Raw genomic sequence first — 14287 nt, forward strand, 5'->3', positions numbered from 1 at the left:
GGCGGGCAGCCCCTGCGTTACAGCGTCCGGCTGTGCTTCCACTCCTCCGCGCAGACCCGGTACCCGAACCAGTCGTTGATGGCGAGCATCGGCGCGTTGTCCCCGTCGTTGTTGGTGTAGGCCGCCGTCAGGCCCCGTGCCTGCGCGCGGTGGAGCGCGTGCGCCTTGGCGAGTTTGGCCAGGCCGCGGCCGCGGTGCGTGGAGCGGGTCGCGGTGAAGGAGGACCAGTAGGCGCCGCGGCCGTCGGTCTGGGCCGCGGAGAAGGCGACCGCCTCGCCGCGGTCGAGGACCACGGTGGTCAGGGCGTGGTCCTGGTCCGGGCGGTGCCAGATCTCGGCGAGCCAGCTCTCGTAGGACTGGTCCTCCAGGACCAGGTCGCCGGGCTCGGAGCGGGTGCCGTCGATGTCGACCAGGTAGACCGGGTACGGGTCGTCCAGGAAGTCGGCGGCGGTGCGCAGTTCGACGCCGGGCGGGGTGGGCGGCAGCGGCGGCAGCGGGGCGGTGAGGTCGCGGCCGGCGAACTGGGCGCGGCGGCCCCGGCGGTAGCCCCGCGCGGCGGCGAAGCCGAGCGCCTCGGGGGTGCCGTCCGCCCAGCCGTGGACGTCGTGGACGTCGAGCGCGGCGAGTTCGCGTTCGGCGGCGGTGACGAGCGCGGTGCCGATGCCGGTGCCGCGGTGTTCGGGCAGCACGCTGACGTTCAGGAAGCCCTGGTGCGGGGTGGTGCTCTCGGTGACGGGGCCGAACCGCGCGGAGCCGACCACCTGTCCGGCGCGTTCGGCGACCAGCAGGTGGTAGTGCGGGAGACCGACGAGCCAGTTGGTCACCTCGGGCGTGATGACCAGGTGCGGTCGACCGGCCCGGTAGGCCTCGGTGGCCCCGGCGGCGTCCTCGGGGGCGAACGGGCGGATGTGGTACGGCATCGATGTCATAGGCGTGTCACGTTAGTCAGTCGTTCGCCTGCGCGCCGCTGAATTTCCCCCCACCCGCGGACCGGCCCGTTCAGCGGGTGGGAAAGCTCAAGTTCAGCTCTGAGTTTCCGTTGTCCCGCTTGGCACCGCCCCCGGCCGGATACACCCTCGGCAAGGGGGAGTCGAGGCCGTCGAAAGGCCCGGCGGGAAGGGGTGGAATATGTCCTCGCACGGAATTCCGCAGTTGGGCACGGGGCTCGGCTGGCGCCCCGAGATCGACACCGCGGTGGAGCGGCTGCCCGGTCTGGACTGGGTGGAGGTGGTCGCCGAGAACGTCTGCGCCGACCATCTGCCGCCCTCGCTGGCGGAGTTGCGGGGCCGGGGCGTCACCGTCGTCCCGCACGGCGTCTCGCTGGGCCTCGGCGACGCCGCCGAACCCGATCCGGCGCGGCTGGCCCGGCTGGCCGCGGTCGCCGAGGCGCTCGGCTCGCCGCTGGTCAGCGAGCACCTGGCGTTCGTCCGGGCGGGCGGCCTGGAGGCGGGCCACCTGCTGCCGGTGCCGCGTACCCGGGAGGCGCTGCGGGTGGTGGCCGCCAATGTGCGGATCGCCCAGCGCGAACTGCCGGTGCCGCTGGCGCTGGAGAACATCGCCGCGCACCTGGCGTGGCCGGGCGACGAGTTGACGGAGGCCCAGTTCCTCGCCGAGCTCGTCGAACGCACCGGCGTGCACCTGCTGGTGGACGTCGCCAACCTGCACACCAACCGGGTCAACCTGGGCGTCGACCCGGCCGCCGAACTCGACCGGCTGCCGCTGGAGGCCGTCGCCTACGTGCACGTCGCGGGCGGGGTGGAGCGCGACGGCGTCTGGCACGACACCCACACCCACCCCGTCACCGCCCCCGTGCTGGAGGTGCTCGCCGCACTGTGCGAGCGCACCGATCCGCCCGGGGTGCTGCTGGAGCGGGACGGCGCCTACCCGCCGCCCGCCGAACTGTCCGCCGAACTCGACGCCGTCCGCCGGGTCCACCGCACGGCCCGCGACCACCGGGAGGAGCCCGACCGTGTCCGAACTGGACGAGTACCTGATCCGTGACCGTGCCGACGCCGAACTCGCCCTGGCCCGCCGCCACCTGGCCGCCCGTCAGGAGGAACTGCTGACCGCACTGGTGGCCGGCGGCCCCGCTCCGGCCGGTTTCGACCCGGCCCACCTGCGCATCCAGGCCGAGGGCCTGCTCGCCAAGCGCCGGGAGACCGTCGGGCACCTGATGCCCGAACTGCCCGAACTCCTCGGCCCGGACTTCGCCCCACTGTTCCGCCGCTACGCCACCGACCGCCCGCTCACCGGCGGCTACCGGGCCGACGCCCGCGCCTTCGCCGCCTGGGCGCTGGACACCGCACCCACCGCACCGTGGCACCCGGCACTGCACCGCCTGCTCCACCCGACCGCGCGCCGCCGGCCCCGCCTGCTGCCGCGCCGCACCGCCCGGGACCACCGGTAGCCGCCGCGGACACCGCATCTGTCGCACCGCCGCACCGCCGTAACCGCCGCATCGGCGTGTCTCGCACCACCGCACGAAAGGATCTCGGGGGAATGTGGAACACCCAGTTCGTCGTGGCCCTGACCGTGGTCGCCCTGGCCATGGCCGTCGCCACTGTCTTCGACCGGCGCTGCCGCCGGGTCACCGATCCGAAAGGCCTGCCCGGGAACGGCATGCCGCTGCTGGAGGCCGCGTTCCTGGCCGGCGGTCCGGCCCGGGCGGTGGACACCGCGCTGGTCCGGATGGAACGCGAGGGCCGGGTGGTGATCTCCCGGGCCCACCGGGTGACGGTCACCGACACCGCGCCGCGCGACGCCGTCGAGACCGTGCTGATCACCGCCGTCGGCGGCCGCACCGGGCGGGACCTGTCCGTGCTGCGCGCCTCCGTGCTGGGCAGCCCCAACGTGCAGCGGCTCGGTGACGCCCTGGCCGCCCGAGGCCTGCTGCGCCGCCCCGACGCGCTCCGGGCGGCCTGGCGGGCCCGCCGGCTGGTGGTGCTCGCGCTGGTGCTCACCGTGGTGCTGGGCACGGCCGCCACCGTCCAGTGGCTGACCGGGCCGGGTCGGGACGAGAGCACTCCCCCGTTCTTCGCGTTCGGCGCGCTGGCCGTGGTCGCCGTGGTGCACCTGGTGGTCGGGCGCCCGCCGAAGTCCCGGATCACGCCCGCCGGCGAGCGCCAGCTGCGGCTGATGCACGGCAGCAGCCCGTGGCGTCCGCACGAGGTGGACCGGGAGCACGCCGCGCTGGTCGGCGCGTTCGCCCTGGACGGGGCGGCGGCGCTGGCCTCGTCCAAGTACCGGACGCTGCGCGAGGCGTTCGACGGCGGCGGCGCCGCCCGGCCGGCCGCCCTGGTGAAGGCGGGGCGTTCGGCGCGCTCGGGCGGCGGCACGGATGCCGGAGCGGTGGCCGCGGGCGGGGCGTGGTGCGGATCGTCGGACTCCGGCGGGCACACCGGGCACTCGGGGCACTCGGGGCACTCGGGGCACTCGGGCGGGCACTCGGGCGGGCACTCCTGCGGTGGCTCCTCGCACTCCTGCGGGTCGTCGAGTTCGTGCGGTTCGTCCAGTTCGTGCGGGTCCGGCTGCGGCGGCGGGGGCTGCGGTTCCTGAGGTGAAGCCGTGTCACAGTTCGGTATCGCGGCAGGTCGATCCATTCCGCTTGCCGCGCACGCAGGACTAGAACAAACACCATGTGGGTGTTGCTGCTGATCCCGACCTGTGTCGCCGCGGTGCTGTCCTGTCTGCGCCTGGTCCGGGTGGCCGCGATCGCCGACGCCCTCGTCGAGCACCTGCCGACGGCCGACCGGACCTCGGGGATCGGCCTGTACGAGACCGCGTACCTGGCGGGCGGACCGGGCCGGGTGGTGGATCTGGCCCTGGTCCGGATGGCCGGGCTGGGCCGGCTGCACCTCGCGCACACCGGGTGGACCACGGTGGTCGACCCGCAGGGCCGGGGCCGGCTCGAACGGGCGCTGATCACCGAGATCGGCCCCGAGGGCCAGTGCCGCACCGCCCAGTTGAAGGCGGCGCTGGCCGCCCACCCCACCGTCCGGGACATCGGCGACCGGCTGGCGCTGGCCGGGCTGGCCACGCCGGCGGAGGTCCGGGACCGGGCGCTGCGGGCGGTCCGGCACGTCCGGTACGCACTGCTCGCGGCGGTCGCGATGCTGCTGCTCACGGTGGTGCCGGCCGGCGACGGGGAGCTGGCCCGGACGGCCGTCGCCTGGTACTCGCTGCCGCTGGTGCTGACCGGCGGCACCCTGATGATGGCCCGGGTCGACGTGCACGCCTACACCGCCTGGGCGGCGCCCGCCGGGCAGCGCCTGCTGCGCACCCTGCGCTGGCCGCACGTCTGCCGGCCGGGCACCGCCGACGACCTGCTCACCGCCGTCGCGATGCGCGGCCCCGAGGCCGTCCAGGACCCGCGCCTGCGGGCGGCGCTGAGCCACCGTTAGCGGGACTGCCCGGGCCGATTTCCGGCGCCCCGTCAGCGCGTTGCCCGGGGAGAGCCGCCGGCCGCTCGCAGACTCGTCGGCATGATTCGATTCCGCACCGCCACCGCGGCGGTCTTCGCCCTCTCGCTGGCCGGCCTGTCGGCCCCCGGCCCGGCGGCGCTCGCCGTCGAACTGCCCGAGTCCTCCAGCAGCGTGAAGCTGCACGGCTTTCCGACGCCCGTCGAACGGCGGGTGGACACGTTCTTCTCCGACTACCGCAACGCCGTCCTCAACGGCTCGCCCGAGTCGGCCCGCATGGTCCGGCAGAAGTACCTGACCGCCGACCTGAACGCCCGGCTCGACCAGTGGGCGCAGACCCACGACGCCGACCCGGTCTTCCGGGCGCAGAACGTCCCGGACAGCTGGACCGTCGCCCAGGGCGACAGCGGAGCCGGACACACCACCGTGCTGCTCACCGAGCACTGGGGCGACGGCTCCACCCTCCCGGTCGACTACCAGGTGCGGGTGCCCGACCTGGTGATCGACGACCTGGAGAACGCCCCGGCGTGACCGCACCCGGGAACGCCGACAGCCGCCGCCGCGCGGGGCGCGGTGACGGCTGTCGGAACAGGCCCGGCGGGGCAGCCCTTGCGGGGCGGCCCGGTCAGAACAGGCCGGCGACCAGGTCGCCGACCGACTTGCGGCGGCCGGTGAAGAACGGCACCTCCTCGCGCACGTGCAGCCGGGCGCGGGACGGGCGCAGGTCGCGCATCAGGTCGACGATCCGGTGCAGCTCGTCGGCCTCGAAGGCCAGCAGCCACTCGTAGTCGCCGAGCGCGAACGAGGCGACGGTGTTGGCGCGGACGTCCGGGTAGCCGCGGGCCATCTGGCCGTGCTCGGACAGCATCGCCCGGCGCTCCTCGTCGGGGAGCAGGTACCACTCGTAGGAGCGGACGAACGGGTAGACGCACACGTACTCGCGGGCCCGCTCGTCGGCGAGGAACGCGGGGATGTGCGACTTGTTGAACTCGGCGGGGCGGTGCAGCGCCATGTTCGACCAGACCGGCTCCATGCGGCGGCCCAGTTCGGTGCGGCGGAAGCGGTTGTACGCCTCCTGCAGGTCGTCCGAGTTCTCGGCGTGCCACCAGATCATCAGGTCGGCGTCGGCGCGCAGGCCGGACACGTCGTAGGTGCCGCGGATGGTGACGTCCTTGGCGTCGAGCTGCTCGAAGAGGGCGTCCACCTCGGCAACCAGCGCGGAACGGTCCTCGGGGAGGCCGTCCTTGAGCTTGAACACCGACCACATGGTGTAGCGGATGACCTGGTTGAGGTCGCGGGCCTTCTTCTTCACGGGCTGCTCAGTGCTTTCGGTCATGAGCCCATTGTCCCTTCTGCGTAGGCGGTTCCGGTGACGGGGTGGACGTCGGCGGCCCGGCGGGCGCTCGCGACGACGGCGGGGATGCCGACGCCGTCGAAGGCTGCGCCGCAGACGGCGATGCCGCCGAGCGCGTCCAGCCGGGTGCGGATCCGGGCGACCCGGTCGAGGTGGCCGACCGGGTACTGCGGCAGACCGTCGGTCCACCGGGTGACGGCATGGTCGTAGGGGGTGGCGCGCAGGCCGACGGCGGTGTGCAGGTCGGCCAGCGAACGGGCCACCAGTTCGGCGTCGTCCAGCTGGAGCGCGGCCGCCTCGCGGTGCCGGCCGAGCGAGGTGCGCAGCAGGAAGGCGTCCGGCGCGGAGCGGTCCAGCCAGCCCCACTTGTTGCTGGAGAAGGTGGACGCCTTGATGTTGCGGCGGTCCACCGGCGGCACCAGGAAGCCGCTGCCGACGAGCGGGCTGTCCGCCAGGTCGGCACGCCGGAAGGCGAGCGTGACCAGCGCCATCGAGGCGTACGCGATCTCCCGCAGCTCGGCGGCGGCGTCCGGCGCGTCGGCGGCGAGCAGGGCGGCGGCGTGCGGGGCGGGGACGGCCAGCACCACGGCGTCGGCGTGCAGCTGCCGTCCGGCGGCGGTGATCCGCCAGCCGTCGGGGGTGCGGCGCAGCGCCTCGACGGCGTGGCCGGTGAGCAGTTCGGCGCCGTGTGCGCGGTCGTGGGCGGCGATGGCGTCGGGGAAGGTGCCGAGGCCGCCGCGCAGGCCCTGGAAGACCGGGCCGGTGGCGGTCGAGCGGGCGGTGAGGTCGCGGACGGCCTCGGTCAGCGAGCCGCCGCGCTGCGCCAGTGCCAGCAGCTGCGGGACGGCGGCGCGCATCGAGATCTCGTCGGCGTGCCCGGCGTACACGCCGCCGAGCAGCGGTTCGACCAGGCGGTCGACCACTTCGCGGCCGAGCCGGGCGGCGAGGTAGCCGCCGATCGCGGCGTCGTCGCCGATCTCGGCGGGCTGTTCGTTCGCGGCCCGCTCCAGGCCTTCGGGGGTGAGCACGCCGGACGCCTTCAGGGCGTCCAGGTCGCCGGGCACGCCCATCAGCTGGCCGCCGGGCATCGGGCGCAGGCCCTCGCGGGTCCAGATCGACGCCTTGGCGGTGGTGGGCGGCTCCAGCCGGTCGCCGAGGCCGACCTTCCGGGCCAGCTCGACGGCTTCGGGGCGGCGGGCCAGCATCGACTCCGCGCCGAGGTCGACCCGGACGCCGCCGACCTCCCCGCCGCGCAGTTTGCCGCCGAAGCGGTCGGACGCTTCCAGCACGGTGACCCGCACCGGCCGGTCGCTGAGGAAGGCGGCCGCGGCCAGGCCCGCGACGCCGCCACCGATCACCACGACGTGAGGTTTCGCCATGTCCCGCAGTCTTCCAGCCCTTATCCGGAATCCGGAATCGGCCTGCTTGCCGTCCCGAGACCGCAGTGAGGCCGAGGTGTGATCGGTCCGGTACCGGCGGCGCGGGTCCGGTGCGCGGTCCTGCACGTCACAGTGCGGGAGGGGCGGGCGATCGGTCCGCCACGACGAGCACGGGGAGGGACTGGCATGGGAGTACGGGTGCGCAGAGCGGGGGCGGCCGGCGTCCTGGCGGCGGTGCTGCTGCTGGCCGGGTGCAGCGCGGGCGGGGGCACGGGCGACTCGGCGGCCGCGGGCAAGGCCGGCAACGCGGCGCCGGCCGTCGCACCGGCCGCCGGCGGAAAGGCGGCGGGAGCGGGCGGTGCGGGCGCTGTCACGGCCGTGCCGTCGGCCGGGGCGAGCGGGCAGCCGGTGAACCGGCAGATCGCCTACCAGGCCCGGATGACGGTCAAGGTGGACGCCCTGGAGGCGGCCCGCGACCGGGCCGTGGACCTGGTCGGTCAGGCGGGCGGCTACGTGGCGGGCGAGAGCCGGCGCGCCGCGGGCGCCGGCGCCGCGGACACCCTGACGCTGAAGGTGCCCTCGGAGTCGTACCAGCGGACCGTGGACGCGCTGGCCGGCCTCGGGCAGCAGCTCACCATGGACAGCCAGTCCGAGGACCTGACCGGGCAGATCGCCGACGTCGACAGCCGGATCACGTCGATGCGGGCCAGCGTGGACCGGGTCCGGGCACTGATGGCGGACGCCAGGACGCTGGCCGACGTGGTGTCGCTGGAGTCCGAGCTGACCCGCCGTGAGTCCGACCTGGAGTCGCTGGAGCACCAGCAGCAGGAGCTGACCTCCCGCACCTCGCTGTCCACCGTGACGCTCGACCTGCTGACGGACGATCAGCGCCCCACCGGTGCGGTCGCCGAGCACAAGGACGGTTTCTGGGCCTCCGTCGGCCACGCCCTGAGGGGCGGCTGGCACGCCCTGGTCGCCGTGCTGCACGGCCTGCTGGTGGTGCTGGCCGCCGGTGCGCCGTTCCTGCTGGTGCTGGCCCCCCTCGCCTGGCTCCTGCTCCGCCGCCGCCGCACCCACCCGCGCCGCCCGCGCCCGTCGGCCCCCGTCCGGGAGGACTTCCCCGCCCCGCCGCAGCAGCCCCCGACGGCCGGAGCGGAGGACTGACACCACGGCCCGGGGCCCGGCACCGCGCGAACGGCGGTGCCGGGCCCCGGGCCGTGGCGGAGCGTCAGCGGGCGCTGGCCTCGTGGACGAAGGCGACCAGGCGGGTCAGCGCGTCCGGGTCCATGGTCGGCATGACGCCGTGGCCGAGGTTGAAGATGTGGTGGCTGCCGCCGAGCGCCTGGGCGGCGTGCAGCACCTCGCGGGCCTTGGTCTCCACCACGTGCGTGGGGGCGTACAGCACGGCCGGGTCGAGGTTGCCCTGCAGGCCCTTGCCGGGGCCGACCCGGTTGGCGGCCTCGTCCAGCGGGACCCGCCAGTCGACACCGACGATGTCCGCACCGGCCTGGCCCATCAGGCCGAGCAGTTCACCGGTGTTGACTCCGAAGTGGATCCGCGGCACCCCGTACGGCGCGACCTCGTCGAACACCTTGGCGCTGGCGGGCATCACCGAGCGGCGGTACTCGTCGGGGGCGAGCGCGCCCGCCCAGGAGTCGAACAGCTGGATCGCCGAGGCGCCCGCCTCGATCTGGATCTTCAGGAACGCCGAGGTGATCTGCGCGAGCCGGTCGACCAGCTCCGCCCACAGCTCGGGCGCGCCGTACATCATCGCCTTGGTGTTCTCGTACGACTTCGACGGGCCGCCCTCGATCAGGTAGCTGGCCAGCGTGAACGGGGCGCCGGCGAAGCCGATCAGCGGGGTGGCGCCGAGCTCGTCGACCAGCAGGCCGACCGCCTCGGTGATGTACGGCATGTCGTCCGGCTCCAGCGGGCGCAGCCGCTGGAGGTCGTCCTTGGTGCGGATCGGGTTGGCGATCACCGGGCCGACGCCGCCCTTGATCTCCACGTCGATGCCGACCGCCTTGAGCGGGACCACGATGTCGGAGAAGAAGATCGCCGCGTCCACCTTGTGCCGGCGCACCGGCTGCAGGGTGATCTCCTTGACCAGCTCGGGCCGCATGCAGGCGTCGAGCATCGGGACGCCCTCGCGCACCTTCAGGTACTCGGGCAGCGAGCGCCCGGCCTGCCGCATGAACCACACGGGGGTGTGCGGCACCGGCTCGTTGCGTGCGGCGCGCAGGAAGACGGAGTCGTACGCGGCGCCGCGGGGCCGCTGACCGGACTGGGCTGCGGGGGTCTCACTCACGCGTCACATCCTCGCATGCGAGCGCTCCCCTCCCGGCCGCCGACCAGGCAAAACGGACACCTCGGACACCCCCGGGCCGGACAGCGGTCCCGGCCTGGCCGATTTCCGGAATTTCGGCACGCCGGAGGAACGAAAGTGCTCGGATTGCGGGCCCGCGCCACCTAGGCTTCCGGACATGGCAGCGGTCGGCGGGCAATCCGCACAGGGTGGAGGAACGGGCAGGGAGTCGGCGCCGATCGAGTTCCGCGAGGCGGTCGAGGCGCTGACCGGGGCGCGGCTGCGCCCCGAGGTACGGCTGTCCCCTCAGCCCGCCCCCCGCCGGCTGGCCCCGCACGCCTTCGCCCTGTCCGCCTCGGTCGAGGTGGACGGCGAGGAGCTGGCCGACGGCACCCTGGTACTGCTGCACGACCCGTCCGCGCCGGAGGCGTGGGACGGCGACTTCCGGGTGGTCACGATGACCCGGGCCGAGCTGGAGCCGGAGATGGCGGGCGACCCGCTGCTGTCCGAGGTCGGCTGGAGCTGGCTGATGGACGCCCTTCAGGCGCACGGCGCCCGGTTCGCCGAGCCGAGCGGCACGGTGACCAGGTGCCACTCGCAGTACTTCGGCGGGCTGGCCGAGCGCGGCGCCTCCACCGAGATCGAGCTGCGGGCGTCCTGGACGCCCGCCGACCGCCGCTTCGACCGGCACCTGGCCGCCTGGGCCGACCTGCTGTGCGTGTGCGCCGGGCTGCCGCCCGCCCAGTCGTCCCCGCCGCCGGCCGCGGACTCCGGCGGGCTCGGCGGCGTGGTGCCGATGCCGGCCCGCCGCCGGCCGCGCAACCCGCACTGACCGCCCACCGGTTCCGTCCGGCGCCGGCGCTCGCACGGCTGTCCGCACCGCCCACCCCCCGTAGACACCCCGGGGGGACAGTCGCACGCCCCGGTCCGGCGACCACCCGCAGGGCTGACGGAGTGCGACTTCGTAGACGCTCCCGGTCGACTACCCGACCGTTTCCGATCATCCGGTCGCCAAGATCGATCGAATCCGTGCGATTTCTGGGCACGTCGCACCGGTCGTATGCGCGATTTGTCCGTATTGTTACTCACCAGATCGTGATCACCCGCTAAAGCCGGTCACGGTTGATGCCGAAGGTGTCAGTGACCCTTTCCAGACGCGGAACACTCCGACCGCCCCCTCGGGGTTCCGTCCGCCACTCCCTGCAGGAGGCCCCAGGTGTCGGTCCTTCTTGAGCACCCCGCAAACGTGGTCGCCTACCGTCCGACGAAGCCCACCGCCATGGTGGTCATCGCTGATCCCCGGGTCCGGAACACGGTGACCCGGCACCTATGGGCGCTCGGCGTCCGTGACGTCATCGAGGTCTCCTCGATCGCCGAGGCCCGGCCCCGGATCTCCAACCCGCGCGACATCTGCATCGCCGATGTCCACCTCCCCGACGGCTCCGGCCTGACCGTCCTGGCCGAGACCCGCGCCGCGGGCTGGCCCAACGGTCTGGCGCTGTCCGCCGCCGACGACATCGGCGCGGTCCGCTCGGCCCTGGCCGGCGGCGTCAAGGGCTACGTGGTCACCGGCACCCGCACCAGCATGCCGATGCCCGGCCGCCCCGGACTGCCGATCGGGGCCGGCCTGGCCGGCCGGATGCGCCGTCCCGGGATCCCCCACCACCACCCCGGCATGCACGGCGCCCCCGGCCAGCCCGGTGCCGCCCCCGGTGCTCCCGGCGCGCCCGGTGCACAGCCGTCCGCCTACCGCGAGCTGTCCGGCCGCGAGGTCGAGGTGCTGCGGCTGGTCGCCGAGGGCCAGTCGAACAAGGCGATCGGCGTCGCGATGGGCCTGTCCGCGCTCACCGTGAAGAGCCACCTGGCCCGTATCGCCCGCAAGCTCGGCACCGGCGACCGGGCCGGCATGGTCGCGGTGGCACTGCGTACCGGCATCATCCACTGACCCGCATCGTCCCTGGTGGCGGCCCGGAGGAACGTTTCCTCCGGGCCGTTCCCGTTCGCTCCGCCGACGACCCGTCACCCCGCCCGCCGACCCCTGCCGCAGGTCCGAACATGGTCCGACCAGTCGGACAACACTCCCGGCGGCGGCACACGACGTAACCTAGGGGGGTGACCGACGCCGTAGCCTCCATCCCAGAAGAGATCGCCCCGGTTCCGCTCCTCGAACCCAGGGACGGACTCCCACCGGTGGTGTCGGACCCCGAGACGCTCGCCGCCACCATCGCCGCCTTCCGCACCGGCAGCGGCCCCGTCGCCGTCGACGCCGAACGCGCCTCCGGCTACCGCTACGGCCAGCGCGCCTACCTGATCCAGCTGCGCCGCAAGGGCGCGGGCACCGCGCTGATCGACCCGATCGCCTGCCCCGACCTGTCCGCGCTGGACGACGCCATCCACGACACCGAGTGGGTCGTGCACGCCGCCACCCAGGACCTGCCCTGTCTGTTCGACGTCGGCATGCACCCCGGCGTGCTGTTCGACACCGAACTCGCCGGCCGGCTCGCGGGCTTCCCCCGGGTCGGCCTCGGCCCGATGACCGAGAACGTCCTCGGCCTCTCGCTCGCCAAGGAGCACTCCGCGGTCGACTGGTCCACCCGCCCGCTGCCCGAGCCCTGGCTGCGCTACGCCGCGCTCGACGTCGAGGTGCTGGTCGACCTGCGCGACGCGCTGGAGAACGAACTCGACCGGCAGGGCAAGCTCGACTGGGCCCACCAGGAGTTCGCCGCCCTCGCCGCCGCACCCCGCCCCGCCCCGCGGGTCGACCCCTGGCGGCGCACCTCCCAGCTGCACAAGGTCCGCCGCCGCCGGCAGCTCGCCGCCGTCCGCGAACTCTGGCAGACCCGCGACCGGATCGCCCGCGAACGCGACGTCTCCCCCGGCCGGGTCCTCGCCGACGCCGCCATCGTCAACGCCGCCCTCGCGATGCCGCTGAACGCGCCCGCGCTGATCGCCGTCCAGGGCTTCGGCCCCCGGGTGAACCGGCGTCAGCTCGACCAGTGGCTGGCCGCGATCGAACGCGCCCGCGAGATTCCGGAGGCCGCACTGCCCTCCGCGACCGCCCCGCACGACGGGCCGCCGCCGCCCCGCGCCTGGGCCGAGAAGGACCCGGTCGCCGCGGCCCGCCTCACCGGCGCGAGGGCGGCTGTCGCCGCGCTCGCCGAGCAGCACCACCTGCCGGCGGAGAACCTGATCACGCCCGACCTGGTCCGTCGCGTCTCCTGGGAGCCGCCGGCGCAGGCGGACGCGACGGCCGTCTCCGACGCGCTGCGGGCCCTGGGGGCCCGCGCCTGGCAGACGGAGCTGGTCGCTCCGGCGATCGCGCAGGCGTTCAAAACGGCAGGCGAGTAAGCAAACAGGGGCGCGGGGAACTGCGCGAAGGGGAACGCACCACGTCCGCAAGATCGCGACGCAGGACAATGACCTGCACTTGATCGCGACCTTGCGGACGTGGTCTGCGCTTGTCGCGCAGTTCCCCGCGCCCCTGGTTGTGCGCTGCTCGGGAACGCGTCCTTCATCTCCTTGCCTGCCGTTGTTACTCGTGGGTAGATTGGTCGTGCAGCAGCGCCGCTCCTGTGCGCGCTCATCGCCATCCCCCTGGGAGGAGAGCCCCCGTGCCTCGTACCGCGAGGGACGTCGTCTTCGTCGACGGCGTCCGCACCCCGTTCGGCAAGGCCGGCCCGAAGGGCATGTACCACGAGACGCGGGCGGACGACCTTGTCGTCAAGTGCATCCGCGAGCTGGTGCGCCGCAACCCGAGCCTGCCGGTCGAGCGGATCGACGAAGTCGCTGTCGCGGCGACCACCCAGATCGGCGACCAGGGCCTGACCATCGGCCGCACCGCCGCGCTGCTCTCCGGTCTGCCGAAGTCCGTTCCGGGCTACTCGATCGACCGGATGTGCGCGGGCGCGATGACGGCCGTCACCACCACCGCGGGCGGCATCGCGTTCGGCGCCTACGACGTGGTCGTGGCCGGCGGCGTGGAGCACATGGGCCGGCACCCGATGGGCGAGGGCGTGGACCCGAACCCGCGGTTCGTCTCGGAGAAGCTGGTCGACGAGTCCGCCCTGTTCATGGGCATGACCGCGGAGAACCTGCACGACCGCTTCCCGCACCTGACGAAGGAGCGCTGCGACGCGTACGCTGTGCGCTCGCAGGAGAAGGCGGCGAAGGCGTACGCCAACGGCGACATCCAGCCGGACCTGGTGCCGATCGCGATCCGCAACACCAACCCCGAGATCGGCGAGACCGGTTGGGGCCTGGCGACCACGGACGAGCCGATGCGCCCGGGCACCACCATGGAGTCGCTGGCCGGCCTGAAGACCCCGTTCCGTCCGCACGGCAACATCACCGCGGGCAACGCGGCGGGCCTGAACGACGGTGCGACCGCCTCGCTGCTGGCCGCCGAGGACGTGGCCCGCGAGCTGGGCCTGCCGGTCAAGATGCGCCTGGTGAGCTACGCGTTCGCGGGCGTCGAGCCCGAGGTGATGGGCATCGGCCCGGTCCCGGCGACCGAGAAGGCGCTGGCCAAGGCCGGCCTGACCATCGACGACATCGGCGCGTTCGAGGTCAACGAGGCGTTCGCCGTCCAGGTGCTGGCGTTCCTGGACCACTACGGCATCGCGGACGACGACGAGCGGGTCAACCCATACGGCGGCGCCATCGCGTTCGGCCACCCGCTGGCCTCGTCCGGCGTGCGGCTGATGACCCAGCTGGCGCGCCGCTTCGAGCAGCGCCCGGACGTCCGCTACGGCCTGACCACCATGTGCATCGGCTTCGGCATGGGCGGCACCGTGATCTGGGAGAACCCGCACTTCGAGGGTGGTAAGTGACC

The 14287-nt window shown here is 74.0% G+C and carries 12 protein-coding genes and 1 pseudogene; 9 read left to right on the forward strand and 4 right to left on the reverse strand.

Annotated elements, in window-relative coordinates:
- Positions 1-17: 17 nt before the first annotated feature.
- A complete protein-coding gene (locus ACIQF6_RS22460; protein WP_400897642.1) occupies positions 18-929 on the reverse strand; it encodes a GNAT family N-acetyltransferase in 912 nt (303 codons plus the stop codon).
- A 199-nt stretch (positions 930-1128) separates the two neighbouring features.
- On the opposite strand from ACIQF6_RS22460, the pseudogene ACIQF6_RS22465 reads away from it, so the two are divergent.
- The 4 genes and pseudogenes from ACIQF6_RS22465 to ACIQF6_RS22480 all read left to right on the forward strand — a co-directional run bounded on the left by ACIQF6_RS22465 (position 1129) and on the right by ACIQF6_RS22480 (position 4949).
- Positions 1129-2407 (forward strand): annotated as a pseudogene (locus tag ACIQF6_RS22465) (DUF692 domain-containing protein).
- A gap of 92 nt (positions 2408-2499) precedes the next feature.
- Entirely contained in the window at positions 2500-3555 is a 1056-nt protein-coding gene (locus ACIQF6_RS22470; protein ID WP_400897644.1) for a TIGR04222 domain-containing membrane protein, read from the forward strand.
- Positions 3556-3635: 80 nt separating this feature from the next.
- Positions 3636-4400, forward strand: a complete 765-nt coding sequence (locus tag ACIQF6_RS22475) for a TIGR04222 domain-containing membrane protein (protein ID WP_400897646.1) — start codon at positions 3636-3638, stop codon at positions 4398-4400.
- An 81-nt stretch (positions 4401-4481) separates the two neighbouring features.
- Positions 4482-4949, forward strand: a complete 468-nt coding sequence (locus ACIQF6_RS22480) for a hypothetical protein (protein WP_400897647.1) — start codon at positions 4482-4484, stop codon at positions 4947-4949.
- Positions 4950-5043: 94 nt separating this feature from the next.
- Here the strand turns inward: ACIQF6_RS22480 and hemQ are convergent, their stop codons facing one another.
- Together hemQ and hemG are read right to left on the reverse strand one after the other, a co-directional pair.
- Positions 5044-5754, reverse strand: coding sequence for a hydrogen peroxide-dependent heme synthase (gene hemQ, locus ACIQF6_RS22485; protein ID WP_400897649.1), 711 nt, complete (start codon positions 5752-5754; stop codon positions 5044-5046).
- Positions 5751-7151 carry a protoporphyrinogen oxidase gene (hemG, locus tag ACIQF6_RS22490; RefSeq protein ID WP_400897651.1) on the reverse strand — a complete coding sequence of 467 codons (1401 nt, stop codon included), beginning with the start codon at positions 7149-7151 and terminating at the stop codon, positions 5751-5753. The genes hemQ and hemG overlap by 4 nt, the downstream gene beginning before the upstream one ends.
- A 186-nt stretch (positions 7152-7337) precedes the next feature.
- On the opposite strand from hemG, the gene ACIQF6_RS22495 reads away from it, so the two are divergent.
- Positions 7338-8315 (forward strand): DUF4349 domain-containing protein, encoded by a 978-nt coding sequence (locus tag ACIQF6_RS22495; RefSeq protein WP_400897653.1) that lies wholly within the window; start codon positions 7338-7340, stop codon positions 8313-8315.
- Positions 8316-8379: 64 nt separating this feature from the next.
- On the opposite strand, the gene hemE is transcribed toward ACIQF6_RS22495, so the two are convergent.
- Positions 8380-9459 (reverse strand): uroporphyrinogen decarboxylase, encoded by a 1080-nt coding sequence (hemE, locus tag ACIQF6_RS22500; protein ID WP_400897655.1) that lies wholly within the window; start codon positions 9457-9459, stop codon positions 8380-8382.
- A 175-nt stretch (positions 9460-9634) separates the two neighbouring features.
- Between hemE and ACIQF6_RS22505 the strand changes: the two genes are divergently transcribed.
- The 4 genes from ACIQF6_RS22505 (at position 9635) to ACIQF6_RS22520 (ending at position 14285) form a co-directional block, all read left to right on the forward strand.
- A complete protein-coding gene (locus tag ACIQF6_RS22505) occupies positions 9635-10288 on the forward strand; it encodes a DUF3000 domain-containing protein (RefSeq protein WP_400897657.1) in 654 nt (217 codons plus the stop codon).
- A 384-nt stretch (positions 10289-10672) separates the two neighbouring features.
- Positions 10673-11401, forward strand: coding sequence for a LuxR C-terminal-related transcriptional regulator (locus ACIQF6_RS22510; protein ID WP_400897659.1), 729 nt, complete (start codon positions 10673-10675; stop codon positions 11399-11401).
- A gap of 167 nt (positions 11402-11568) precedes the next feature.
- Positions 11569-12804 carry an HRDC domain-containing protein gene (locus ACIQF6_RS22515; RefSeq protein ID WP_400897662.1) on the forward strand — a complete coding sequence of 412 codons (1236 nt, stop codon included), beginning with the start codon at positions 11569-11571 and terminating at the stop codon, positions 12802-12804.
- A 263-nt stretch (positions 12805-13067) separates the two neighbouring features.
- Positions 13068-14285 carry a thiolase family protein gene (locus tag ACIQF6_RS22520; protein ID WP_400897664.1) on the forward strand — a complete coding sequence of 406 codons (1218 nt, stop codon included), beginning with the start codon at positions 13068-13070 and terminating at the stop codon, positions 14283-14285.
- Positions 14286-14287: the final 2 nt, after the last annotated feature.

Origin of the sequence: Kitasatospora sp. NPDC092948 (assembly GCF_044754805.1) — a bacterium.
Classification (GTDB): Bacteria; Actinomycetota; Actinomycetes; order Streptomycetales; family Streptomycetaceae; genus Kitasatospora.

Bases quoted from the DNA above. Each gene is read 5' to 3' on its own strand.
- ACIQF6_RS22460 (WP_400897642.1), bottom strand. From the start codon at position 929: ATGACATCGATGCCGTACCACATCCGCCCGTTCGCCCCCGAGGACGCC.
- ACIQF6_RS22495 (WP_400897653.1), top strand. From the start codon at position 7,338: ATGGGAGTACGGGTGCGCAGAGCGGGGGCGGCCGGCGTCCTGGCGGCG.
- ACIQF6_RS22480 (WP_400897647.1), top strand. From the start codon at position 4,482: ATGATTCGATTCCGCACCGCCACCGCGGCGGTCTTCGCCCTCTCGCTG.
- hemG (WP_400897651.1), bottom strand. From the start codon at position 7,151: ATGGCGAAACCTCACGTCGTGGTGATCGGTGGCGGCGTCGCGGGCCTG.
- ACIQF6_RS22505 (WP_400897657.1), top strand. From the start codon at position 9,635: ATGGCAGCGGTCGGCGGGCAATCCGCACAGGGTGGAGGAACGGGCAGG.
- ACIQF6_RS22470 (WP_400897644.1), top strand. From the start codon at position 2,500: ATGTGGAACACCCAGTTCGTCGTGGCCCTGACCGTGGTCGCCCTGGCC.
- ACIQF6_RS22475 (WP_400897646.1), top strand. From the start codon at position 3,636: ATGTGGGTGTTGCTGCTGATCCCGACCTGTGTCGCCGCGGTGCTGTCC.
- hemQ (WP_400897649.1), bottom strand. From the start codon at position 5,754: ATGACCGAAAGCACTGAGCAGCCCGTGAAGAAGAAGGCCCGCGACCTC.